This is a genomic window from Pedobacter sp. BS3, assembly GCF_008274585.1.
Lineage (GTDB): Bacteria > Bacteroidota > Bacteroidia > Sphingobacteriales > Sphingobacteriaceae > Hufsiella_A.
On record NZ_VTRT01000007.1, the window covers coordinates 49,192 to 69,212 of the forward strand.

Below are 20,021 nucleotides of genomic sequence, written 5' to 3' on the forward strand. Positions count from 1 at the left end.
GGCGCAATATGATTCTTTTTTATCAAACAAACAATCCGGGGTACACAACAAAAATCTGTTATTGCTTATTTACTTTCTGCTTTGAGTCTTCAGCCTTAGCTGTTTTCCGGCGAATCCAAATTGCTTTTGTATAAATGGCCCAGTGGAAGTTTGATATCGGCTATAAAAACATGGTCGACGGTATAGGATTGCATAAAAGCTTTGTTTATGGCGTATGAACGGTGTACCTGTACCATAAACGGCTTGTCCAATTTGGTTAAAAACGATTTCAGAAACTCCCGGACGATATATGTTTTTTTATCGAGGGTATGTATTTCAGTATACATATTATCCGCCTTTAAATAAACAATCTGGTGGTAGTTTATAACTGTCTTTTTAGTGCCCTGTTTTACCATAATGGTTTCTGACGGACTCCCCGAGAAATATTTATGCAGCACTACTTCTATATTGCTGTATATGGCGCTCTCATTAAAAGGTTTGGTGATATAGGCGGCAGGTTCGGTGGTTTTGGCCCGGTTTACAGTGGCCATATCGGCATTGGCGGTAATGTAAATAAACGGTATCTTATAAAGATGGTTAATGTGAGAGGCTAAGTCTATACCATCGTTTTGGGAGTAATTTAGGCCAATGTCCAATAGCACGAGGTTGGGCAAATGTTTTTCCATGAGCGCAATCGCTTCCTGATAACGATGTGCGACCCCTGCCACCTGATAGCCCAAGCGTATAATCATCCGCCTTAATTCTTCGGCAATAATGGATTCATCTTCTACAATTAATATCCTTACCTCACTGTTCATACGGTAAAAGTAATAATGGTTTCAAGTCCATTTTCAGATTTGCGTTCCAATTTGGCATCAATCTGTTTGCACAGTACATCAATCAGCAAAAAACCGAGCCCGCTATGCTCAAGCGTGTCTATGTTCAGCCCATCGCCGTTATCTTTAATGGAGAGTATATATGCCTTTCCCGATTTTTTCCCGATAATTTCCAACAGGGCCGGTTGGTTGGGTTTAAAGGCATATTTAACAGCGTTTGAAATAACTTCGGCTATAATCAATCCTAATGGAATAGCGTAGGTTAAATCGGCTTTATGTGGTGCTATCGCTATTTTTTTAACTAACGCTGTCTGCTTGTTTTGGTGCATATTCAGCAAAAGCTCCACCAGTTCATCCACATAGCTATCCAAATCGATATACTCGAAATCGTTTTTGGCATACAGCTTATTATGTACGGTTGACATGGCCACCACACGAGCTTTTATATCCCTGATAATGGCAATGGTTTCGGGCAGTTGCTTGTCGTTTTCCTGAATGCCCAACATACTTACTATCACTTGCAGGTTGTTTTTAACACGGTGGTGGATTTCTTTAATAAGGATGTCTTTTTGTTCGATATTATGCGTGAGCTCACGTTGATAATCCAACGCACTTTGTTTAAAGGAAAGCAGACCAATGATGATGAGTAGCACCATCATGAGCGTATAGGTAATTTCCAGACGCAAAGCTTCGTTTTTGTCAACAGGGACGATCGGATGCAACAGCGAATGGCTGTCGGCAATATGCCAAAACAAGAGGATGGATACCGTGATGAACGTAAAGAGGGCAAGCAGGCGGCCATCGGTATAAATGGCAAAGAAAAACACCAAAAACACCAGGTATAGCCCTTCAGCATTGAGGGAATGCGGAATGGTAAACGGCCCCGTTAACATAATGGCAATGAGCAGGCCGCTGAAAAGTGCTTTGGCAAGCTGTATTTTGTGCCAGTAGTTGAGGTAAAGCACCAAAATTACCAGTAAATCGGACACAACACCATGTACAATTAACCATGTACTTCTTAATTGGAAAGTGAAAATATGCTCAAGTATTTGGGATAGTACCGAGAAAAAACAAATGGTGTTTACCAAGCGTACCGAATGTTTTTCGTACGGGGCGAGGGCGGCAGCATCCGTTCCCAAATCCAGTATCTTTTTAATCCATTTCAGCATAAATATTTGCAGGCTTGACCTTTACAAGTTATACATTTTTTTGTGGCCTGTATGGTTGATGTACCAAATTGTATGTTAACAGGGCAAAAATGTATGTGAGTTTTGCTTTTCGTCTATCGTTCTTCGCTTATCATTGTTCGTTTGTCAGACTGAGCTTGTCGAAGTCCTTTTCACATACAAATACCGTGTATTCACATACAAAACCATTGAATACCTTAGCATTGCATTTTGGGGCTGTTTACTTTTGGGCTTAAGTCTTTAATAATTAATCAAAGTTCTAAATACAATGAAAAAAATTTATGCCTCGCTACATAGTACAACAACCGAACCGGGCATCACAGCAGTATCAGGAAGAAAAATAAAATTTATGCCCCCAAAACTTTACTTTTTCTGTCTATTATTTTTATTGGCACCGGGTTTTGCGAATGCTCAGGAGACCGTGACCATACCCGATGAGAATTTCAAAAACTATCTGGTAGCCAATACCGACATCAATAAAAATGAAGATGAAGAAATACAGGTTTCTGAAGCGGAAGCATTTACCGGAACAATTGATTGTTCCGGTAAAGGTATTGCCGACCTTACCGGTATAGAAGCGTTTGTGAATATTACACAATTAAATTGTTCTATAAATCAGCTGACAAATCTGAATGTAACCCAGAATAAGGCTTTGGAAAATTTAAATTGTGTCAATAACCAGCTGACAAATCTGGATATAACCCAAAATACGGCATTACAAGTTTTACTTTGTGATGGTAACCAGTTGACAAACCTGAATGTAAGCCAGAATACCGCTTTGACAGAATTAAGATGTAGCAGTAACCAACTGATAAATCTGGATGTAAGCCAAAATACGGCATTACAAATTTTACTTTGTTACAATAACGAATTAACAAAGCTGAATGTTAAAAACGGGAACAATACAATATTGCAACACATGCAGGCACAAAACAATCCAAACCTAAGCTGCATACAGGTAGATGATGTTGCCTATGCAAATTCAGGCTCAAGAATATACAATTGGCAAAAAGGAACGGGAGACTATAACACAGATTGCTACGTTACGTTGCCCGTAACCCTTGTAAACTTTACAGCCAAAACCGATGGTAACCACGCCAAACTGCAATGGCAAACTGCATCAGAGCAGAACAACAAAGGCTTTGAGGTTTATCGTAGTGGCGATGATGATACTTTTGTAAAGATAGGCGAAGTAGGCAGTCAAACACCTTCCGCCCTCCAACCCTCCGCCTTTTACACCTTTACAGACAAAAATCCCCTAAACGGCACAAACTATTACAAATTAGTGCAAATAGACAACAATGGTAAGACAACGGAATTGGGCATTCGGCAGGTAACCTTAAACCTTACGCCTTCTACCTTAAACCTCCACCCCAACCCCACCACAAACCAAGTTACGGTTAACTGGGACGATGCTTCGGTTAGCTCAATCAAACTGGTGGATGTAAGCGGTAAAATATTGCAGGTTATACAGCCACACTTATCGGCTACATCTATAACCATATCATTGGCAAACTACCCTGCCGGAACTTATGTGTTACGTATTGAAGGTAATATGGATGTAGAAATCAGAAAAATAGTGAAGTTGTAAGGCGGGTAGGGGGTAAAACTTTGTCAACTTTCTGTACAGCTTGCCAGAAAGTTGACAAAGTTAAGTCCTAAAACTACCCCTTCGTACCAGCGTTATGAATAAATACGAACCTTCTGAAGTTTAATCTGCAACAGACAAGAGAACTTCGGAAGTCTTGATTGTTTTGCGTTTTAAGGCTTTTCCTTTTACCTCATTCGCTTCTACTTTTTACCTTCATTGCCGCATCAAAAAGGCTCTATAATATTTCTTCAAAAAATAACTCGCTAAGTGTTTGATAATTAATCAAACATTCCTATCTTTGCCGTCCCTTTCGAGGGGTTTACTATGTCTTGAGCGAAGCCCTACTGCTTCGATGGACAAAAATGAATTAAAGAAAATGTCAGGAATTATTGGAAAAAAAGTAGGAATGACCAGCATCTTCAACGCGGAGGGAAAGAATATTCCCTGCACGGTGATCGAGGCTGGCCCATGCGTAGTTACGCATGTTCGTACCGTCGAGAAAGACGGTTACGAGGCAGTTCAGCTGGGTTTTGATGAGAAAAAAGAGAAAAACACCACTGCTGCATTAAAGGGACATTTCTCAAAAGCCAATACAACGCCAAAGCGCAAGCTGGTGGAGTTTAAAACTTTTGAGGATAAAAAACAACTGGGTGATACCGTTACGGTTGAGATCTTTGCCGAAGGCGACTTTGTAGATGTAGTAGGTACATCAAAAGGTAAAGGCTTTCAGGGCGTTGTAAAACGTCATGGTTTTGGCGGTGTTGGTATGCAAACCCACGGTCAGCACAACAGGCTGCGGGCTCCCGGTTCACTGGGTGCATCGTCATGGCCTTCACGCGTATTTAAAGGCATGCGTATGGCAGGCCGTACCGGTGGCGACCGCGTTAAAGTTCAGAATCTGGAAGTTCTGAAAGTTTATCCCGAGCAAAATTTATTAGTAGTTAGCGGCTCGATTCCAGGAGCCAAGGGTTCGTTCGTAATCGTTGATAAGTAAGAAGATGGAAGTTAACGTAGTAAACATTTCAGGTAAAGAAACAGGTGCCAAGGTGCAGCTTCCTGATGCGATCTTCGGTGTAGAGCCCAACGATCATGCGATCTATTTAGATGTGAAACAATATCTGGCCAATCAGCGTCAGGGTACTCACAAAGCTAAGCAGCGTAACGAGATTGCCGGTTCAACCCGCAAATTACATAAGCAAAAAGGTACAGGCGGTGCACGTGCCGGTAACATCAAATCGCCATTATTTAATGGTGGTGGCCGTGTTTTCGGTCCTCAACCCCGCGATTACAGCTTTAAACTGAACAAAAAGTTAAAGTCTTTAGCTCGTAAATCAGCCTTATCTTACAAAGCAAAAGATAACAACATTGTAGTTTTAGAAGATTTCAGCTTTGATTCTGTTAAAACCAAAAACTACGCCAAGCTAATTGCCGATTTAAAGGTGGCTGGCGAAAAAACATTGTTGGTATTACCCGCTGCAAATAATAATATCTATTTATCAAGCAGAAATATTAAGAAAGCGAAAGTGGTAACAGCATCGCAGTTAAATACATACGATGTGCTGAATGCCGGTAAACTTTTGCTGACTACAGAAACTGTTAAAACTTTGGAGGAGGCATTTGCCGGCTAAGATGGAAATTTTAAAGAAACCTATTTTAACAGAAAAAGCATCGATTTTAACAGAAAAGTTAAACCGCTATGCTTTTAAAGTAGATCACAGAGCCAACAAACTGCAGATCAAATCTGCAATTGAAAAAATGTATGGTGTAAACATTCAGGCAATAAACACCATCGTGGTATCTGGTAAAGCAAAATCACGTTATACAAAAGCAGGATTTGTATCGGGTCAAACCCCTAAATACAAGAAAGCCATTGTAACGTTGAAAGATGGTGAAACTATTGACTTTTACAGCAATATATAATTAGAAATGGCAGTTAAAAGATTTAAACCGGTTACCCCTGGTACTCGTTTCCGCGTAGGAGGCGATTATTCGGATGTTACAACCAATGTTCCCGAAAAATCATTGGTAGTATCTATCAAGAAGTCAGGCGGTAGAAATAATACCGGTAAAATGACTATGCGTTACATCGGTGGGGGACACAAAAAATCATACCGATTGATAGATTTTAAACGCGATAAAAAAGATATCCCCGCAACTGTTGCCACAATTGAATACGATCCGAACCGTACAGCCCGTATTGCACTGGTGCATTATGCCGACGGTGAAAAGCGGTACATTATCGCTCCGGAAGGATTAAAGGTTGGCCAAACCATTGTTTCCGGCGACCTGGTAGCTCCCGAAGTTGGAAATGCCCTGCCGTTGAGAAATATCCCTCTTGGATCTGTTATTCATAACATTGAGCTGAACCCCGGTCAGGGTGCTTCTATTGCACGCAGCGCCGGTACTTATGCCCAGCTTTCTGCCCGCGACGGTAAGTATGCCATTATTAAGATGCCTTCCGGTGAAACCCGGATGATCCTGGCAAGCTGCATGGCTACCATCGGAACAGTATCTAATTCTGAGAAAGCAAACGAAGTATTAGGTAAAGCCGGTAGAAAACGCTGGTTAGGCGTTCGTCCAAGAGTGCGTGGTGTTGCCATGAACCCGGTAGATCACCCGATGGGTGGTGGCGAAGGCCGCGCTTCAGGAGGTCACCCACGTTCACGTAAGGGATTACTGGCCAAAGGTTACAAAACCCGCGACAAGAAGAAAACATCTGATCGTTACATCATTGAGAGAAGGAAAAAATAATGGCTCGTTCAATTAAAAAAGGACCTTATATTGACCACAACCTGCTTAAAAAGGTTGATACAATGAATGAAGGCAACAAAAAGTCTGTCATTAAAACCTGGTCACGCAGATCAATGATCTCTCCGGATTTCGTTGGTCATACATTTGCAGTACATAACGGTAACAAGTTTATCCCGGTATATGTAACTGAAAATATGGTTGGTCACAAGTTGGGAGAATTTGCTCCAACCAGGACATTTAGAGGTCACGCTGAAAAGAAAAAATAAGCAATGGAAGCAATAGCAAAATTAAATAATTGCCCTACATCTCCGCGTAAAATGAGGTTAGTTGTTGACCTTATCCGTGGAGAGCGTGTAGAAAAAGCGCTATACATTTTAAAGTATACCAATAAAGAAGCGGCACAACGAGTTGAGAAACTCCTGTTGTCTGCCATCAAAAACTGGGAAGCCAAAAATGAAGGACAACGTCCTGAAGACAGTGGCTTATTTGTAAAAACCGTTTTTGTTGATGGCGGTCGCCAGTTAAAGCGCTTAAGACCAGCTCCGCAAGGTCGTGGTTACAGAATCCGCAAGCGTTCTAACCACGTAACTTTGGTAGTTGATAGTAAAAATGTAGAATCTCAAGCTAATTAAGGAGAAATGGGACAAAAAGCACATCCAATAGGTAACAGATTAGGAATCATCAAAGGTTGGGATTCTAACTGGTTCGGTGGCAACAACTACTCCGATAAATTAGTTGAAGATGAAAAAATAAGGAAATACTTAGCTGCACGTATAACCAAAGGCGGTATCTCTAAAGTAGTTATCGAGCGTACATTAAAACGTATAACCGTTACCATTCACACTGCCCGTCCGGGTATTGTAATTGGTAAAGGCGGTCAGGAAGTAGACAAGGTAAAAGAAGAGTTAAAGAAACTGACCAGGAAAGACGTTCAGATCAATATCTTCGAAATCAAACGTCCTGAGCTTGACGCTCAATTGGTTGGCGAAGGTATTGCCAAGCAATTAGAGGCCCGTATTTCTTTCCGTCGTGCGATGAAAACAGCCATTGCATCAACCATGCGTATGGGTGCAGAAGGAATTAAAGTAATGTGTTCCGGACGTTTGGGCGGCGCTGAAATGGCCCGTACCGAGCAATATAAAGAAGGACGCATTCCGTTACACACCTTCCGTGCCGATATTGATTACGCATTGTCAGAAGCATACACTACCTATGGTAAAATTGGTATCAAGGTGTGGATCTGCAAAGGCGAAGTTTATGGCAAACGTGATCTTTCTCCGAACATTGGCCAGACATCTAATGTAAAAGGTCGTGGTGAAGGTGCTGCCTCATTTGGTGGCGGCGAGCGTCGTGGCGGAGACAGAAGAGGCGGAGAAGGTCGTGGCGAACGTCGTGGTGGCGGTCGTGGCGGTTTCAAAGGAAAGAAATAATTTAAGTTAAGGATATCGTTTTAACGATTAATAGATACGAACATGTTACAGCCAAAGAGAACGAAGTTCAGAAAAATGCAGAAAGGCCGCATGAAGGGCCTGGCCACCCGCGGTGCTGACCTTGCATTTGGTTCTTTCGGAATAAAATCATTAGAACCGGCCTGGATCACCAGCCGTCAGATAGAAGCTGCACGTATTGCCGTAACACGTTTCATGAAACGTGAAGGCCAGGTGTGGATCCGCATTTTCCCGGACAAACCGGTTACCAAAAAACCTGCCGAAGTACGGATGGGTAAAGGTAAAGGTGCTCCCGAGTATTGGGTAGCGGTAGTGCGTCCCGGAAGAATGATTTTTGAGGCCGAAGGTGTGCCTTTAGAAGTAGCTAAGGAAGCATTGCGCCTGGCAGCTCAGAAATTACCGGTACAAACAAAATTTGTAGTACGTAGAGATTACGTAGAAGCATAAAGAGGAGTGATAGGTGTTAGGTGATATGTTATAGGTGCACAACTTAAACTTAAAACTTAAAACCTACAACTTAAAACTTAGAAAAGATGAAGACCTCAGAAATTTTAGAGCTATCAACAGACGAGATTGTATCCCGCATCAGCGAAGAAAAAGCCAATCTCACCAGATTAAAATTTGCGCATGCCGTATCTGCTATCGAGAATCCTTCCCGCATTAGCAAGGTTAGAAAAGACATCGCACGTTTAAATACAGAATTGACTAAGCGCAAAGCGGAAGCTAAGGCTTCTGCCGAGTCAGAGTCCGCTTCTGAAACAGAATAATAACAGTCGAAATGGAAAGACAATTAAGAAAAACACGTATCGGGCTGGTTGTAAGCAATAAGATGGATAAATCCATTGTAGTTGCTGTAGAGCGTAAAGTGAAACACCCGATCTATGGTAAGTTCGTAAAGAAAACTACCAAATTTATGGCTCATGACGAGAAAAACGAGTGTGGTATCGGTGATACTGTACAAATCATGGAAACTCGTCCGCTGAGTAAGACAAAAAACTGGAGGTTGGTTGAAATTTTAGAAAGGGCTAAGTAACATGGTACAACAGGAATCAAGACTGAATGTAGCTGATAACAGCGGCGCTAAAGAGGTTTTAGTGATCCGTGTGTTAGGCGGTACCGGAAAGCGTTATGCTTCCCTGGGCGATAAGATCGTTGTAACCGTTAAAAGTGCGCTTCCATCTGGTAACATCAAAAAAGGAACTGTATCTAAGGCAGTTGTAGTACGCACCAAAAAAGAAGTTAGACGTAAAGACGGCTCATATATCCGTTTTGACGATAACGCGGCCGTGTTGCTGAACAACCAGGATGAGCCACGTGGTACCCGTATTTTCGGGCCTGTAGCGAGAGAGTTGCGTGAAAAGCAGTTCATGAAAATTGTATCATTAGCACCGGAGGTATTGTAAAATGGCAAATAGTAAACAAGCAAAACCTGCTAAATTGAAGATCCGTAAAGGCGATTTAGTACAAATCATATCAGGCGACTCTAAAGGTAAGCAGGGAAAAGTATTGGAAGTTATCATTAAAGATAACCGTGCCCTTGTAGAAGGTGCTAATATTGTTTCCCGGCATACTAAGCCAAATGCTGCCAATCCAAACGGAGGTATCATTAAAAAAGAAGCTCCTATCCATATATCAAACTTAATGCTTATTGATGCAAAATCAGGCAAGCCCACACGTGTAGGCAGAAAGCTGAATGCTGATGGCAAACTGGTTCGGGTAGCTAAAAAATCAGGGGAGGAAATTAAGTAATGACTTACGTACCAAGATTAAAAACAAAATATCAAAGCGATATACGTGCTGCGCTGAAAGATAAGTTTCAGTATAAAAGCGTAATGCAGGTTCCAAAGCTGCAAAAAATAGCTATTAACCAGGGCGTTGGTGCAGCTTCGACCGATAAAAAGTTAATTGAGAACGCTATTAACGAGCTCACTACCATTACCGGTCAGCAGGCTGTTGCAGCTAAATCTAAAAAGGATATCTCGAACTTCAAATTACGTAAAGGTATGCCTATTGGTGTGCGTGTAACGTTGCGTGATAACAATATGTACGAGTTCCTGGATCGGTTAATTGCTGTGGCTTTACCGCGTATCCGCGATTTCAAAGGCATTAACGATAAAGGCTTTGACGGACACGGAAACTATACATTAGGAATTTCCGAGCAGATCATCTTCCCCGAGATCAATATTGACAAGATCAATAAGATCATGGGTATGGATATTACATTTGTAACTTCTGCCAAAACAGATGTTGAAGCATTAGAGTTACTGAAGCAATTTGGTTTACCATTTAAAAATCAGAATAATGGCTAAAGAAGGTATCAAGGCACGTGAAGTAAAGCGTGCGAAATTAGTTGCCAAATACGCACAAAAAAGAGAAGCTTTAAAGGCTGCAGGTGAATATGAAGCATTAGACAAATTGCCTAAAAACGCTTCTCCGGTACGTTTGCACAACCGTTGTAAATTAACCGGTCGTCCACGCGGATATATGCGCCAGTTCGGTATTTCACGTGTAACTTTTCGTGAAATGGCCCTTGCCGGCAAAATCCCCGGAGTAAAGAAAGCAAGCTGGTAGACCTCACTTCGGCTCCGCCAGTTGGCGGAAGAGGGAGTTGTGTAGTCCCGATTTGAAACAGAATATAAAAAAAGTCCTCTCCTTTGGAGAGGATTTAGGAGAGGCTAATATTAACCGATGGCAGGTCCTGCAAAAGGAAACCACCATCATAAAACAATAAAATGAATACAGATCCAATAGCAGATTATCTTACAAGAGTAAGGAATGCCATTAAGGCCAACCACAGGGTTGTAGAAATTCCTGCATCAAACCTCAAAAAGGAAATTACCAAAGTACTTTTTGACAAAGGTTACATCACGAACTACAAGTTTGAAGATGGTGTGAACGTACAAGGCGTAATTAAGATCGCTTTGAAATATCATCCGATAACAAAAGTTCCTGCTATTCGCACATTAACCCGTGTGAGTAAACCAGGTTTGAGAAAGTATGCAGGTGTTGAGAAAATGCCACGAGTATTAAACGGTTTAGGGATCGCTATCCTGTCTACTTCTAAAGGTGTTATGACCGATAAAGAAGCCAGAAACCTGAATATCGGCGGCGAAGTTTTGTGTTACGTATATTAATAACAGGAGAACTTAGTAATGTCAAGAGTAGGAAAAGCGCCGATAGCTATACCAGGTGGAGTAACTATCAACATATCTAACGATAATCTGGTTACTGTGAAAGGCCCTAAAGGCGAATTGTCACAGCGTATAGACGGCGATATCACCGTTAGCCAGCAAGACGGACAATTGCTGGTAAGCCGTCCGTCAGATCAGAAACGTCATAAGGCCCTTCATGGCCTTTACCGTGCCTTATTATTTAACATGGTAAAAGGTGTTACCGAAGGATATAAAACCGAGCAGGAGTTAGTGGGTGTGGGTTACCGTGCCACCAACCAGGGAAATACGCTGGATTTGGTTTTAGGATATTCTCACCACTACGTGTTTGAGTTACCCAAAGAAATTAAGGTAACCACTACTGCCGAAAAAGGTAAAAACCCAACAATTATTTTAGAAAGTATTGACAAGCAATTGCTTGGTCAGGTTGCTGCCAAAATACGTTCTTTACGTGCTCCTGAGCCGTATAAGGGTAAAGGTGTTAAATTTGTTGGTGAAGAGTTAAGAAGAAAAGCAGGTAAATCAGCATCTAAAAAATAATCATCATGGCAAGTAAATTATCTCGCAGAGAGCGAATTAAAAAAGGTATCAGAAAGAGATTAGCCGGATCTGCTGAGCGTCCACGGTTATCAGTTTTCAGAAGCAATAAAGGAATATATGCCCAGATTATAGATGATGTTCAAGGCAAAACCTTAGTATCAGCATCGTCTGCATCGAAAGATTTTGCCGGCAAAGGCACAAAGATCGAGCAATCTAAAGAAGTTGGAAAGCTTGTTGCTGCCAAGGCCCTTGCTGCTGGTATAAAAGACGTTGTTTTTGATAGAAACGGTTATTTGTATCACGGACGTGTAAAGTCACTGGCTGAAGGTGCACGTGAAGCTGGTTTAAATTTTTAACGATTCACAGATTACATCGGTGCAATCACACATACACTAAAGAAAATGTCAACAATTAATATAAAGAGAGTAAAGTCCAGCGAAATTGAATTGAAAGATCGCCTGGTAAGTATTCAGCGTGTTGCCAAAGTTACTAAAGGGGGCCGTACATTCAGCTTTTCTGCCATCGTAGTGGTAGGCGATGAAAATGGTGTGGTAGGTTATGGTCTTGGTAAAGCAAAAGAGGTAACCGAAGCCATTGCAAAAGGTGTTGATGATGCCAAAAAGAACCTGGTAAAGGTTCCGATCATTAATGGTACAGTGCCTCATGAGCAATATGGTAAATTTTCAGGAGGTTTCGTATTTGTAAAACCTGCTGCTAACGGTACCGGTGTTATTGCCGGCGGTGCCATGCGTGCTGTGCTTGAAAGCGCAGGTATTCACAACGTATTGGCTAAATCAAAAGGTTCGTCAAACCCGCATAACGTGGTAAAAGCTACGGTTGCCGCCTTATCACAATTACGTGATGCCTACACTGTAGCTCAACACCGTGGTGTGGATTTAGGTAAAGTTTTTAACGGATAATATCATGGCTAAGATCAGAATAACACAAACTAAAAGCGTTATCGACAGAAGCGAACGCCAGAAGAAAACCATGCAGGCTCTGGGTTTAAGAAAAATAAACCAGTCTGTAGAAGTAGAAGCTACCCCGGCTATTATCGGGATGGTAAGAAAAGTTAATCATTTAGTAGCAGTAGAAAGCATTTAATCATGAACTTAAGTAACTTAAAACCTGCAGCAGGTTCAACTAAAAATAGCAAACGCATTGGTCGTGGTACCGGTTCTGGTCGGGGTGGTACTTCAACACGCGGACATAAAGGTGCTGGTTCCCGTTCAGGTACAACAACCAAGGTTGGTTTTGAAGGAGGGCAGATGCCGCTTCAAAGACGTATTCCTAAGGTTGGTTTCAAAAACATTAACCGTGTTGAATACGTAGGAATTAACCTGGATGTGTTGCAAAGCTTGTCAGAAAAATTTAACTTACAGGCCATTGATTTCGATATCTTAAAATCTCACGGATTGGTTTCGAAAAATGATTTGGTGAAGATACTGGGAAGAGGCGAACTTAAAAGCAAACTGGAAGTTAAAGCCCATGCATTTTCAGCTGCCGCACAAAAATCAATCGAAGCGGCCGGTGGTGCAATTGTTAAATTGTAATTAATGAAGAAGCTGTTCACAACGTTATCCAATATTTGGAAAATCGAGGATTTAAGAGTGCGTATTTTAAACACACTCTTATTTCTTTTAATTTACAGGATAGGCTCATTCGTAGTGCTGCCTGGTGTAGATGCTAATGTGTTACACAATCAGAAAGCCAAAGAAGGCTTACTCGGGTTGTTGAATATGTTTGCGGGTGGATCATTCTCCCGTGCATCTATTTTTGCACTGGGAGTAATGCCTTACATTTCGGCATCTATCGTAGTGCAGCTATTGGGAATAGCCGTTCCACAGTTCCAGAAAATGCAGAAAGAAGGTGAGAGCGGCCAAAAGAAGCTCAACCAGATTACGCGTTATCTGACTGTAATTATTACAGCTTTACAGGCAGTAGCCTACGTACGCTCTCAAATTACACCTGATGCTAAAATAATGGGCGAGCCATTGTTTACTATATCATCAACGTTGATCTTAACAGCGGGTACATTGTTTGTAATGTGGCTGGGTGAGAAGATCACTGATAAAGGTATTGGCAATGGTATCTCACTGATCATCATGGTTGGTATTATTGCTTCATTGCCCAGTGGTTTGATCCAGGAATTTGCTTCGCGTATGGAAGGCAACGGAGGATTGATCCCATTCCTGGTAGAATTGATCGCCTTATTCTTTGTGGTAATATTTACCATTTTAATTGTACAGGGAACACGTAAGATACCGGTACAGTATGCCAAAAAAATTGTTGGTAACAAACAGTATGGTGGCGTACGTCAGTATATACCTTTAAAAGTAAATGCTGCCGGTGTAATGCCTATCATCTTTGCACAGGCCATCATGTTTATCCCGGCTACACTGGCGCAATTTTTCCCGTCTATGCAGGGATCATTCTTAACCCAGCTCAGCAATTACACTTCGGTAGCGTATAATGTTACGTTTGCTATCATGATCATAGCGTTCACGTTCTTTTATACAGCTATTACGGTAAACCCGGTTCAGATGTCTGATGACATGAAAAAGAATGGTGGTTTCATTCCGGGTATTAAACCAGGTAAAACCACCGGCGATTTCATTGATGCTGTTATCTCAAAAATAACATTACCAGGATCTATATTTCTGGCTATTATCGCCATACTGCCTTCGTTTGCAAGCAAGTTAGGTGTAAACAGCCAATTCGCACATTTCTACGGCGGCACTTCATTGCTGATCCTGGTTGGTGTGGTGTTAGATACGCTTCAGCAGATAGAAAGCCATTTACTGATGCGCCATTACGACGGGTTAATGAAATCGGGCAGGGTGAAAGGTCGTAGTACGCCTATGGCTGCCAACACTGCCGGTCCGGGAATCTAAAGATATAATGGGTAAAATTCTTTATAAGTCTGCCGAAGAGATAGAGCTTATAAGACAGAGTTCTTTGCTGGTATCTGAAACACTTGCTGAAATAGCTAAAGTTATTGACGCAGGTGTTAAAACGATAACACTAAACAATCTGGCCGAAACGTATATCCGTGATCACGGTGGTATTCCGGCATTTTTAAACTATAACGGATTTCCGTATTCACTGTGCATTTCGTTAAACGATCAGGTAGTACACGGCTTTCCGGGAGATTACGAACTGAAAGACGGCGATATTGTATCGGTGGATTGCGGCGTAATACTCAACAAGTTTGTGGGTGATTCTGCTTATACATTTGCCATAGGCGAAGTAGCACCTGAAACACTGCGGCTGATGGAAGTAACCAAAGAGTGTTTAACGCTTGGTGTTAATAAAGCTGTTGTGGGGATGCGTTTGGGTGATATCGGATATGCCGTGCAGGAACATGCCGAGAAGAACGGGTACGGCGTAGTACGGGAGCTTGTGGGTCATGGCGTTGGATTTCAGCTACATGAACGCCCCGAGGTTCCCAATTACGGTAAACGCGGTTCCGGTACCAAGCTGGAAGAAGGCATGGTGCTGGCCATAGAACCGATGATCAACATGAAGCGGGCAGGGGTTAAGTTCTGGAAAGACGGCTGGACGGTGAGCACAGTAGACGGATTGCCATCGGCACATTATGAGCATACGGTGGCCATCAGGAAAGGAGCTCCGGACATTTTGTCGACCTTTTCGTGCATTGAAGAAGTTTTAAAAACAAAAAAGTAGAAATTAAAATATTTTTATTTAATTTTGCATCCCCGTTCATGGCGGGTTAATTAAGTAAAAATCAGTAAAATATATGGCTAAACAAGCCTCTATTGAACAAGACGGAGTCATTAAAGAAGCATTATCTAATGCGATGTTTCGTGTAGAGCTGGAAAACGGGCACGAAATTATTGCACATATTTCGGGCAAAATGCGCATGCACTACATCAAAATTCTGCCTGGCGATAAAGTAAAATTAGAAATGTCTCCTTATGATTTAACTAAAGGTAGGATAACGTATAGATATAAATAAGATGAAAGTTAGAGCATCCATCAAAAAACGTAGCGCTGATTGCAAAATTATTCGCCGCAAAGGGAAGTTGTATGTAATCAACAAGAAAAACCCTAAATACAAGCAACGTCAGGGATAACATCATTTTTGATTTCAGATCTACGAATTATAATTCCTAAGATCTGAGATCGTGAATATAAATCGCTAAAAAAGAATATGGCAAGGATATCAGGTATTGATTTACCAAGAAACAAAAGAGGAGAAATCGGGCTTACCTACATTTATGGTATCGGCAGATCTACGGCTCAAAGCATTTTAGATCAGGCTGGTATTAGCTATGATGTAAAGGTACAAGACTGGACCGATGAGCAATTAGCATCAATCCGTAGTATTATTAACGACCAGATCAAGGTAGAAGGAGCTTTGCGTTCTGAAGTTCAGTTAAATATTAAACGTTTGATGGATATCGGATGTTACCGCGGCTTGCGTCATCGTAAAGGATTACCTGTACGTGGTCAGCGCACCAAAAATAATACCCGTACCCGGAAAGGTAAACGTAAGACAGTTGCTAACAAGAAAAAAGCTACTAAATAGTAAATAAGGTATATTCAATACCAAAATCTGGATATAAGAAAAATGGCTAAAACTAAAAAAGTAACTAAAAAACGTATCGTTGTTATTGAACCTGTTGGTCAGGCACACATTAATGCTACGTTTAATAATATCATTGTTACCCTTACCAATTCTCAGGGACAGACCATCTCCTGGTCATCTGCCGGTAAAATGGGTTTTAAGGGCTCTAAAAAGAATACTCCTTATGCCGCAAGCCAGGCTGCTTCTGATTGCGGTAAAGTGGCCTACGATTTAGGCTTACGTAAGGTTGAAGTATTTGTAAAAGGCCCTGGTGCCGGACGTGAGTCGGCTATCCGTACCTTACAAACTGCAGGAATCGAGGTAACAACAATTAAAGATATCACACCATTGCCACATAATGGTTGTCGTCCGGCAAAACGGAGAAGAGTTTAATTAATTAAATTTTTAAAGATAAGATTCTATAGCTGCGGGCTATCAGATACTTTAAAAGCACACAAAAATGGCAAGATATACTGGTCCAAAATCCAAAATTGCACGTAAATTCAGAGAGCCTATCTTTGGCCCTGATAAGGCGTTAGAAAGAAAAAATTATCCTCCGGGCATGCACGGTACCGGCAAACGCAGAGGTAAACAATCTGAGTATGCTATACAGTTGCAGGAGAAGCAAAAAGTTAAATACACCTATGGTGTATTAGAGCGTCAGTTCCAAAACCTGTTCCACCGGGCTTCATCTAAAGAAGGTATTACCGGAGAGAACTTATTGAAACTGTTGGAAGCTCGTTTAGACAATGCCGTATACCGTTTAGGAATTGCTCCTACCCGTTCTGCAGCACGTCAGTTAGTAAGCCACAAACACATTACCGTTAACGGCGAAGTCGTTAATATTCCATCATATTCATTACGTGCCGGGGATGTGATCGCAGTGCGTGAGCGTTCAAAAACTCTTGAAGCTGTAACAAATTCAGTAGCAGGGAGAAAAGTGAACAAGCACAGTTGGTTAGAATGGGATGCCGCTAACTTAACCGGCAAATTCCTGAATTATCCTAACCGTGATGAGATTCCTGAAAACATTAAGGAGAACCTCATCGTCGAGTTATACTCTAAATAATAAAGACAATAGCTGTTTGCCTCGGGGCAGACAGCTTTTACCTTTTAAACATTTAATAGAAAATAAATGGCAATTTTAGCATTTCAGAAGCCTGATAAAGTTATCATGCAAAAATCTACGGATTTTGATGGTACATTTGAATTCCGTCCTTTGGAGCCAGGTTTTGGTGTTACCATCGGTAACGCTTTGCGCCGTATCTTACTGTCTTCGTTAGAAGGCTACGCAATAACTTCGGTTCGTATATCGGGTGTTTCTCATGAATTTTCAACCATCACTGGTGTTGTTGAAGACGTAACAGAGATTATCCTGAATTTAAAACAGGTTCGCTTTAAGAAAACCGGTGAGTCGGGAGATTCTGAAAAAATATTCGTTATCATTAACGGGCAAGAGCAGTTTAATGCCGGCGACATTACCAAATTCTCAAATAACTTTACCGTATTGAATCCGGATCTGGTGATCTGCAATATGGAACCTTCTGTAACCCTTGAAATCGAATTAACCGTAAATAAGGGTCGCGGATATATTCAGGCAGAAGAAAATAAATCTGCCGATAGCGTGGTTGGCGTTATCGCGATAGATTCTATTTACACGCCCATAAAGAACGTTAAGTATACTATCGAGAACTACCGGGTTGAGCAGAAAACCGACTACGAAAAGTTGGTGCTTGATATTTCAACCGATGGTTCTATCCATCCGGAAGACGCGTTAAAAGAAGCTGCCAAGATACTGATCCATCACTTCATGCTGTTCTCTGATGAGAATATCATGTTAGAGGCACAGGCAAAAGAAGAAACCAAGGAAGTTGACGAGGAAATTCTGCACATGCGCAAAATCCTGAAAACAGAGCTGGTTGACCTTGACCTGTCTGTACGTGCATTAAACTGCTTAAAAGCAGCTGATATCCGTACGTTGGCCGAACTGGTTTCTTATGATGTGGCCGATATGCTGAAATTCAGAAACTTTGGTAAAAAATCGCTGACAGAAATCCAGGATCTGGTAAAATCTAAAGGTTTATCGTTTGGTATGAACCTTTCTAAATACAAATTAGACGAAGAGTAAGCTCAGCGTCGCAGAGAAAAGTAAATTAATTTTTCACAGTGTATAAATCCCTCAGATTAAGTTCAAAGAGACGGTATACACTTAACTAAACAACAATGAGACACGGTAAAAAAGTAAACCACTTAGGCAGAACCGACAGTCATCGTAAGGCGATGCTGGCAAACATGGCATCATCACTTATTAAACATAAACGCATTACCACTACTTTAGCAAAAGCTAAAGCGTTGCGTACGTATGTAGAGCCTTTAATTACAAAATCAAAGAACGATACCACTCACTCACGCCGTACCGTTTTCAGCTATGTAAAAGATAAAGAAACGGTATCTATCCTGTTCCGTGAAGTGGCTGAGAAAGTAGCTACACGCCCGGGCGGTTATACCCGTATCCTGAAGTTACAAAACCGTTTGGGCGATAACGCTGAAATGGCGCTAATTGAGCTGGTTGATTTCAATGAAACTTATGCTGGTGGAAGTGCTAAACCAGAGAAAAAATCAACCCGTCGTCGTGGTTCGGGAAAATCTAAGAAAGCTGACGCTCCGGAAACGGTAGTTCCTGCTGCCGAAGCAGAAGAAGTTACCGAGGCGGTAGAAACAGCTGAAGCCGTAGAGGCAGCTCCTGAAGCTGATGCAACTACCGAAGCTGAAGACAATCAGCCCGTTGCTGACGATGTAAACGAAGAGAACGCAGAGAAAGGCGAATAACGTTTTAATAAACATAGATAAAAATCCCGGTCTGAATAAGGCCGGGATTTTTTGGTTTCAGGTGAATAGAATAGCTGTAACCGTCAATATTGCTGGTATGCTTTTTCATGCGCTTCTTTGAGCTGGATAGCAAGTAATTGAGGTTCTATTACTTTTACGTTGTTCCCGAATGAAAGCAGTTCCATTAAAAAGTCATGTGTCAGGCACAGTGTTAGCTTCACTTTCAATTCGTTGTCATTGTCGGACAAAACCTGCTGAGTGTGATGCAACGGCAATGTTTTAATGTATTTACCTTGAAGCGGGTTGAACGAAAGAATAATATTGTGCGGTGAACTGTCATTTGGACTAATGATTCCGAAGCAATAACGGTAATGCTGTTCTATATTGAAATTATCGGGATAGCGATAGGTTTGTTTGGTAATTTCAAAATTGGCTAAACGGTCAAGTGCGAAACTTTTAATGTGATTATCCTTACCGTCCTTTGCTATTAAATACCAGCGGTTTTTAAATTCTTTTAAGGCATACGGCTCAACAAATCGTTGGCTGGTTACATCTTCCCAAAACTTCTGGTACTCAAATTGTATCTTTAACCTGCTTTTTATGGCGTGAAGCAGCCCATACAGATTCTCTGTTCCCTGCGGTCTGCGTTGTTCCAGGTGTATAAAGGATGACAGGTCCTGTGCGAGATTTAGGGAGTTAAACATATCAAAAGCTTCTATCATGCGCTGAAAGTTCATGTTTTCCGTCTCGCTTTGACTAATTGAATAACCTTTATGCGATTTTGAATATTCAATATCAATACCCCAAATAGTTCTGATCTCTTTTATATCCCGCTGTAACGTCCGCTTAGAAAAGCCAATAGTCAGCATATCATCCTGCATTTGCAGGTAATCAACCTGGTTATCAATATAACGCTGCAATTCCTCATAGGTTGAATAAGGCTTTGCTTTCAGCTTTTTAAGGATAAGCAGGTAACGGGATATATAGCCTCTTTTTGACATAATGTTTGAATCTTTTTTGTCAAATATAAAATCTGGTGGCGACAAGATGTGTCGCTATAAGTTTTATTTTAATTGAAGGTAATGTTGTGTTTTTTGGG

33 protein-coding genes are annotated in these 20,021 nt (G+C 41.4%); 30 read left to right on the forward strand and 3 right to left on the reverse strand.

All coding sequences use genetic code 11. The features are described 5' to 3' along the window. Nucleotides 1-95 precede the first annotated feature (95 nt). The gene (locus tag FW774_RS16905; protein ID WP_149349403.1) at nucleotides 96-797 is read right to left on the reverse strand and encodes a response regulator; all 702 of its coding nucleotides are present in this window, start codon (nucleotides 795-797) and stop codon (nucleotides 96-98) included. Beyond that, a complete protein-coding gene (locus FW774_RS16910) occupies nucleotides 794-1,984 on the reverse strand; it encodes a sensor histidine kinase (protein WP_149349404.1) in 1,191 nt (396 codons plus the stop codon). The genes FW774_RS16905 and FW774_RS16910 overlap by 4 nt, the downstream gene beginning before the upstream one ends. A 286-nt stretch (nucleotides 1,985-2,270) precedes the next feature. Here FW774_RS16910 and FW774_RS16915 point away from each other — a divergent pair, with 286 nt between their 5' ends. The 30 genes from FW774_RS16915 to rplQ all read left to right on the forward strand — a co-directional run bounded on the left by FW774_RS16915 (nucleotide 2,271) and on the right by rplQ (nucleotide 18,922). Then, nucleotides 2,271-3,593 (forward strand): T9SS type A sorting domain-containing protein, encoded by a 1,323-nt coding sequence (locus FW774_RS16915; RefSeq protein ID WP_149349405.1) that lies wholly within the window; start codon nucleotides 2,271-2,273, stop codon nucleotides 3,591-3,593. A 376-nt stretch (nucleotides 3,594-3,969) separates the two neighbouring features. Next, nucleotides 3,970-4,587 carry a 50S ribosomal protein L3 gene (gene rplC / locus FW774_RS16920; protein ID WP_149349406.1) on the forward strand — a complete coding sequence of 206 codons (618 nt, stop codon included), beginning with the start codon at nucleotides 3,970-3,972 and terminating at the stop codon, nucleotides 4,585-4,587. Nucleotides 4,588-4,591: 4 nt separating this feature from the next. Beyond that, nucleotides 4,592-5,221, forward strand: a complete 630-nt coding sequence (gene rplD / locus FW774_RS16925) for a 50S ribosomal protein L4 (RefSeq protein ID WP_149349407.1) — start codon at nucleotides 4,592-4,594, stop codon at nucleotides 5,219-5,221. A 1-nt stretch (nucleotide 5,222) separates the two neighbouring features. After that, the gene (gene rplW, locus FW774_RS16930) at nucleotides 5,223-5,513 is read left to right on the forward strand and encodes a 50S ribosomal protein L23 (protein WP_149349408.1); all 291 of its coding nucleotides are present in this window, start codon (nucleotides 5,223-5,225) and stop codon (nucleotides 5,511-5,513) included. Between the two features lie 6 nt (nucleotides 5,514-5,519). After that, nucleotides 5,520-6,344, forward strand: a complete 825-nt coding sequence (rplB, locus tag FW774_RS16935; RefSeq protein WP_149349409.1) for a 50S ribosomal protein L2 — start codon at nucleotides 5,520-5,522, stop codon at nucleotides 6,342-6,344. Continuing rightward, nucleotides 6,344-6,610 carry a 30S ribosomal protein S19 gene (gene rpsS, locus FW774_RS16940; protein ID WP_149349410.1) on the forward strand — a complete coding sequence of 89 codons (267 nt, stop codon included), beginning with the start codon at nucleotides 6,344-6,346 and terminating at the stop codon, nucleotides 6,608-6,610. Before rplB ends, rpsS begins: the two co-directional genes overlap by 1 nt. A 3-nt stretch (nucleotides 6,611-6,613) precedes the next feature. Then, the gene (rplV, locus tag FW774_RS16945) at nucleotides 6,614-6,976 is read left to right on the forward strand and encodes a 50S ribosomal protein L22 (protein WP_149349411.1); all 363 of its coding nucleotides are present in this window, start codon (nucleotides 6,614-6,616) and stop codon (nucleotides 6,974-6,976) included. Between the two features lie 6 nt (nucleotides 6,977-6,982). Further along, complete coding sequence (gene rpsC / locus FW774_RS16950; RefSeq protein ID WP_149349412.1) at nucleotides 6,983-7,774, forward strand: 30S ribosomal protein S3; 792 nt, start codon at nucleotides 6,983-6,985, stop codon at nucleotides 7,772-7,774. Nucleotides 7,775-7,816: 42 nt separating this feature from the next. Next, on the forward strand, nucleotides 7,817-8,239 hold the full coding sequence (gene rplP / locus FW774_RS16955) for a 50S ribosomal protein L16 (RefSeq protein WP_149349413.1): 423 nt from the start codon (nucleotides 7,817-7,819) through the stop codon (nucleotides 8,237-8,239). Between the two features lie 86 nt (nucleotides 8,240-8,325). Then, nucleotides 8,326-8,559, forward strand: a complete 234-nt coding sequence (gene rpmC, locus FW774_RS16960) for a 50S ribosomal protein L29 (protein WP_149349414.1) — start codon at nucleotides 8,326-8,328, stop codon at nucleotides 8,557-8,559. 11 nt (nucleotides 8,560-8,570) lie between these two features. Further along, a complete protein-coding gene (rpsQ, locus tag FW774_RS16965) occupies nucleotides 8,571-8,825 on the forward strand; it encodes a 30S ribosomal protein S17 (RefSeq protein ID WP_149349415.1) in 255 nt (84 codons plus the stop codon). A 1-nt stretch (nucleotide 8,826) separates the two neighbouring features. Further along, complete coding sequence (rplN, locus tag FW774_RS16970; RefSeq protein ID WP_149349416.1) at nucleotides 8,827-9,195, forward strand: 50S ribosomal protein L14; 369 nt, start codon at nucleotides 8,827-8,829, stop codon at nucleotides 9,193-9,195. Nucleotide 9,196: 1 nt separating this feature from the next. Next, entirely contained in the window at nucleotides 9,197-9,541 is a 345-nt protein-coding gene (rplX, locus tag FW774_RS16975) for a 50S ribosomal protein L24 (RefSeq protein WP_149349417.1), read from the forward strand. Further along, nucleotides 9,541-10,101, forward strand: a complete 561-nt coding sequence (gene rplE / locus FW774_RS16980) for a 50S ribosomal protein L5 (RefSeq protein ID WP_149349418.1) — start codon at nucleotides 9,541-9,543, stop codon at nucleotides 10,099-10,101. The genes rplX and rplE overlap by 1 nt, the downstream gene beginning before the upstream one ends. After that, on the forward strand, nucleotides 10,094-10,363 hold the full coding sequence (gene rpsN / locus FW774_RS16985) for a 30S ribosomal protein S14 (protein ID WP_149349419.1): 270 nt from the start codon (nucleotides 10,094-10,096) through the stop codon (nucleotides 10,361-10,363). Before rplE ends, rpsN begins: the two co-directional genes overlap by 8 nt. Before the next feature lie 161 nt (nucleotides 10,364-10,524). Then, on the forward strand, nucleotides 10,525-10,926 hold the full coding sequence (gene rpsH / locus FW774_RS16990; RefSeq protein WP_149349420.1) for a 30S ribosomal protein S8: 402 nt from the start codon (nucleotides 10,525-10,527) through the stop codon (nucleotides 10,924-10,926). 18 nt (nucleotides 10,927-10,944) lie between these two features. After that, complete coding sequence (gene rplF / locus FW774_RS16995) at nucleotides 10,945-11,502, forward strand: 50S ribosomal protein L6 (RefSeq protein ID WP_149349421.1); 558 nt, start codon at nucleotides 10,945-10,947, stop codon at nucleotides 11,500-11,502. Continuing rightward, nucleotides 11,499-11,858, forward strand: a complete 360-nt coding sequence (rplR, locus tag FW774_RS17000; RefSeq protein ID WP_410522746.1) for a 50S ribosomal protein L18 — start codon at nucleotides 11,499-11,501, stop codon at nucleotides 11,856-11,858. The genes rplF and rplR overlap by 4 nt, the downstream gene beginning before the upstream one ends. Before the next feature lie 45 nt (nucleotides 11,859-11,903). Further along, entirely contained in the window at nucleotides 11,904-12,422 is a 519-nt protein-coding gene (gene rpsE, locus FW774_RS17005; RefSeq protein WP_149349423.1) for a 30S ribosomal protein S5, read from the forward strand. Between the two features lie 4 nt (nucleotides 12,423-12,426). Next, nucleotides 12,427-12,606: a 50S ribosomal protein L30 gene (gene rpmD, locus FW774_RS17010; RefSeq protein WP_149349424.1), complete on the forward strand. Its 180-nt coding sequence runs from the start codon at nucleotides 12,427-12,429 to the stop codon at nucleotides 12,604-12,606. 2 nt (nucleotides 12,607-12,608) lie between these two features. Beyond that, on the forward strand, nucleotides 12,609-13,055 hold the full coding sequence (gene rplO / locus FW774_RS17015; protein WP_149349425.1) for a 50S ribosomal protein L15: 447 nt from the start codon (nucleotides 12,609-12,611) through the stop codon (nucleotides 13,053-13,055). A 3-nt stretch (nucleotides 13,056-13,058) separates the two neighbouring features. Then, on the forward strand, nucleotides 13,059-14,396 hold the full coding sequence (gene secY, locus FW774_RS17020; RefSeq protein WP_149349426.1) for a preprotein translocase subunit SecY: 1,338 nt from the start codon (nucleotides 13,059-13,061) through the stop codon (nucleotides 14,394-14,396). A 7-nt stretch (nucleotides 14,397-14,403) separates the two neighbouring features. Next, on the forward strand, nucleotides 14,404-15,189 hold the full coding sequence (map, locus tag FW774_RS17025) for a type I methionyl aminopeptidase (RefSeq protein ID WP_149349427.1): 786 nt from the start codon (nucleotides 14,404-14,406) through the stop codon (nucleotides 15,187-15,189). Between the two features lie 73 nt (nucleotides 15,190-15,262). Then, nucleotides 15,263-15,481 carry a translation initiation factor IF-1 gene (gene infA, locus FW774_RS17030; RefSeq protein ID WP_079643278.1) on the forward strand — a complete coding sequence of 73 codons (219 nt, stop codon included), beginning with the start codon at nucleotides 15,263-15,265 and terminating at the stop codon, nucleotides 15,479-15,481. 1 nt (nucleotide 15,482) lies between these two features. Beyond that, on the forward strand, nucleotides 15,483-15,599 hold the full coding sequence (rpmJ, locus tag FW774_RS17035) for a 50S ribosomal protein L36 (protein ID WP_008506259.1): 117 nt from the start codon (nucleotides 15,483-15,485) through the stop codon (nucleotides 15,597-15,599). A gap of 77 nt (nucleotides 15,600-15,676) precedes the next feature. After that, entirely contained in the window at nucleotides 15,677-16,054 is a 378-nt protein-coding gene (rpsM, locus tag FW774_RS17040; RefSeq protein WP_149349428.1) for a 30S ribosomal protein S13, read from the forward strand. A gap of 42 nt (nucleotides 16,055-16,096) precedes the next feature. After that, nucleotides 16,097-16,486, forward strand: a complete 390-nt coding sequence (gene rpsK, locus FW774_RS17045; RefSeq protein ID WP_149349429.1) for a 30S ribosomal protein S11 — start codon at nucleotides 16,097-16,099, stop codon at nucleotides 16,484-16,486. 67 nt (nucleotides 16,487-16,553) lie between these two features. Next, the gene (rpsD, locus tag FW774_RS17050) at nucleotides 16,554-17,162 is read left to right on the forward strand and encodes a 30S ribosomal protein S4 (protein ID WP_149349430.1); all 609 of its coding nucleotides are present in this window, start codon (nucleotides 16,554-16,556) and stop codon (nucleotides 17,160-17,162) included. A 66-nt stretch (nucleotides 17,163-17,228) separates the two neighbouring features. Further along, the gene (locus FW774_RS17055; protein ID WP_149349431.1) at nucleotides 17,229-18,221 is read left to right on the forward strand and encodes a DNA-directed RNA polymerase subunit alpha; all 993 of its coding nucleotides are present in this window, start codon (nucleotides 17,229-17,231) and stop codon (nucleotides 18,219-18,221) included. 95 nt (nucleotides 18,222-18,316) lie between these two features. Beyond that, entirely contained in the window at nucleotides 18,317-18,922 is a 606-nt protein-coding gene (rplQ, locus tag FW774_RS17060; RefSeq protein WP_149349432.1) for a 50S ribosomal protein L17, read from the forward strand. An 83-nt stretch (nucleotides 18,923-19,005) separates the two neighbouring features. Here rplQ and FW774_RS17065 read toward each other — a convergent pair whose 3' ends face one another. Beyond that, nucleotides 19,006-19,923 (reverse strand): helix-turn-helix transcriptional regulator, encoded by a 918-nt coding sequence (locus FW774_RS17065; protein ID WP_149349433.1) that lies wholly within the window; start codon nucleotides 19,921-19,923, stop codon nucleotides 19,006-19,008. Nucleotides 19,924-20,021: the final 98 nt, after the last annotated feature.

Excerpts from the sequence above, each read along its gene's own strand:
- rpsE (WP_149349423.1), top strand. The coding sequence starts at position 11,904 with ATGTCAACAATTAATATAAAGAGAGTAAAGTCCAGCGAAATTGAATTG.
- rplD (WP_149349407.1), top strand. The coding sequence starts at position 4,592 with ATGGAAGTTAACGTAGTAAACATTTCAGGTAAAGAAACAGGTGCCAAG.
- rplV (WP_149349411.1), top strand. The coding sequence starts at position 6,614 with ATGGAAGCAATAGCAAAATTAAATAATTGCCCTACATCTCCGCGTAAA.
- rpsQ (WP_149349415.1), top strand. The coding sequence starts at position 8,571 with ATGGAAAGACAATTAAGAAAAACACGTATCGGGCTGGTTGTAAGCAAT.
- FW774_RS17055 (WP_149349431.1), top strand. The coding sequence starts at position 17,229 with ATGGCAATTTTAGCATTTCAGAAGCCTGATAAAGTTATCATGCAAAAA.
- rpsC (WP_149349412.1), top strand. The coding sequence starts at position 6,983 with ATGGGACAAAAAGCACATCCAATAGGTAACAGATTAGGAATCATCAAA.
- FW774_RS16915 (WP_149349405.1), top strand. The coding sequence starts at position 2,271 with ATGAAAAAAATTTATGCCTCGCTACATAGTACAACAACCGAACCGGGC.
- rplC (WP_149349406.1), top strand. The coding sequence starts at position 3,970 with ATGTCAGGAATTATTGGAAAAAAAGTAGGAATGACCAGCATCTTCAAC.
- rpsN (WP_149349419.1), top strand. The coding sequence starts at position 10,094 with ATGGCTAAAGAAGGTATCAAGGCACGTGAAGTAAAGCGTGCGAAATTA.
- rplW (WP_149349408.1), top strand. The coding sequence starts at position 5,223 with ATGGAAATTTTAAAGAAACCTATTTTAACAGAAAAAGCATCGATTTTA.
- map (WP_149349427.1), top strand. The coding sequence starts at position 14,404 with ATGGGTAAAATTCTTTATAAGTCTGCCGAAGAGATAGAGCTTATAAGA.
- rplB (WP_149349409.1), top strand. The coding sequence starts at position 5,520 with ATGGCAGTTAAAAGATTTAAACCGGTTACCCCTGGTACTCGTTTCCGC.
- rplN (WP_149349416.1), top strand. The coding sequence starts at position 8,827 with ATGGTACAACAGGAATCAAGACTGAATGTAGCTGATAACAGCGGCGCT.
- rplP (WP_149349413.1), top strand. The coding sequence starts at position 7,817 with ATGTTACAGCCAAAGAGAACGAAGTTCAGAAAAATGCAGAAAGGCCGC.
- rpsK (WP_149349429.1), top strand. The coding sequence starts at position 16,097 with ATGGCTAAAACTAAAAAAGTAACTAAAAAACGTATCGTTGTTATTGAA.
- FW774_RS16905 (WP_149349403.1), bottom strand. The coding sequence starts at position 797 with ATGAACAGTGAGGTAAGGATATTAATTGTAGAAGATGAATCCATTATT.
- rpsM (WP_149349428.1), top strand. The coding sequence starts at position 15,677 with ATGGCAAGGATATCAGGTATTGATTTACCAAGAAACAAAAGAGGAGAA.
- FW774_RS16910 (WP_149349404.1), bottom strand. The coding sequence starts at position 1,984 with ATGCTGAAATGGATTAAAAAGATACTGGATTTGGGAACGGATGCTGCC.
- rpmD (WP_149349424.1), top strand. The coding sequence starts at position 12,427 with ATGGCTAAGATCAGAATAACACAAACTAAAAGCGTTATCGACAGAAGC.
- rplF (WP_149349421.1), top strand. The coding sequence starts at position 10,945 with ATGTCAAGAGTAGGAAAAGCGCCGATAGCTATACCAGGTGGAGTAACT.
- infA (WP_079643278.1), top strand. The coding sequence starts at position 15,263 with ATGGCTAAACAAGCCTCTATTGAACAAGACGGAGTCATTAAAGAAGCA.
- rplX (WP_149349417.1), top strand. The coding sequence starts at position 9,197 with ATGGCAAATAGTAAACAAGCAAAACCTGCTAAATTGAAGATCCGTAAA.
- rpsS (WP_149349410.1), top strand. The coding sequence starts at position 6,344 with ATGGCTCGTTCAATTAAAAAAGGACCTTATATTGACCACAACCTGCTT.
- rpmJ (WP_008506259.1), top strand. The coding sequence starts at position 15,483 with ATGAAAGTTAGAGCATCCATCAAAAAACGTAGCGCTGATTGCAAAATT.
- rpmC (WP_149349414.1), top strand. The coding sequence starts at position 8,326 with ATGAAGACCTCAGAAATTTTAGAGCTATCAACAGACGAGATTGTATCC.
- secY (WP_149349426.1), top strand. The coding sequence starts at position 13,059 with ATGAAGAAGCTGTTCACAACGTTATCCAATATTTGGAAAATCGAGGAT.
- rplE (WP_149349418.1), top strand. The coding sequence starts at position 9,541 with ATGACTTACGTACCAAGATTAAAAACAAAATATCAAAGCGATATACGT.
- FW774_RS17065 (WP_149349433.1), bottom strand. The coding sequence starts at position 19,923 with ATGTCAAAAAGAGGCTATATATCCCGTTACCTGCTTATCCTTAAAAAG.
- rpsD (WP_149349430.1), top strand. The coding sequence starts at position 16,554 with ATGGCAAGATATACTGGTCCAAAATCCAAAATTGCACGTAAATTCAGA.
- rplO (WP_149349425.1), top strand. The coding sequence starts at position 12,609 with ATGAACTTAAGTAACTTAAAACCTGCAGCAGGTTCAACTAAAAATAGC.
- rplQ (WP_149349432.1), top strand. The coding sequence starts at position 18,317 with ATGAGACACGGTAAAAAAGTAAACCACTTAGGCAGAACCGACAGTCAT.
- rpsH (WP_149349420.1), top strand. The coding sequence starts at position 10,525 with ATGAATACAGATCCAATAGCAGATTATCTTACAAGAGTAAGGAATGCC.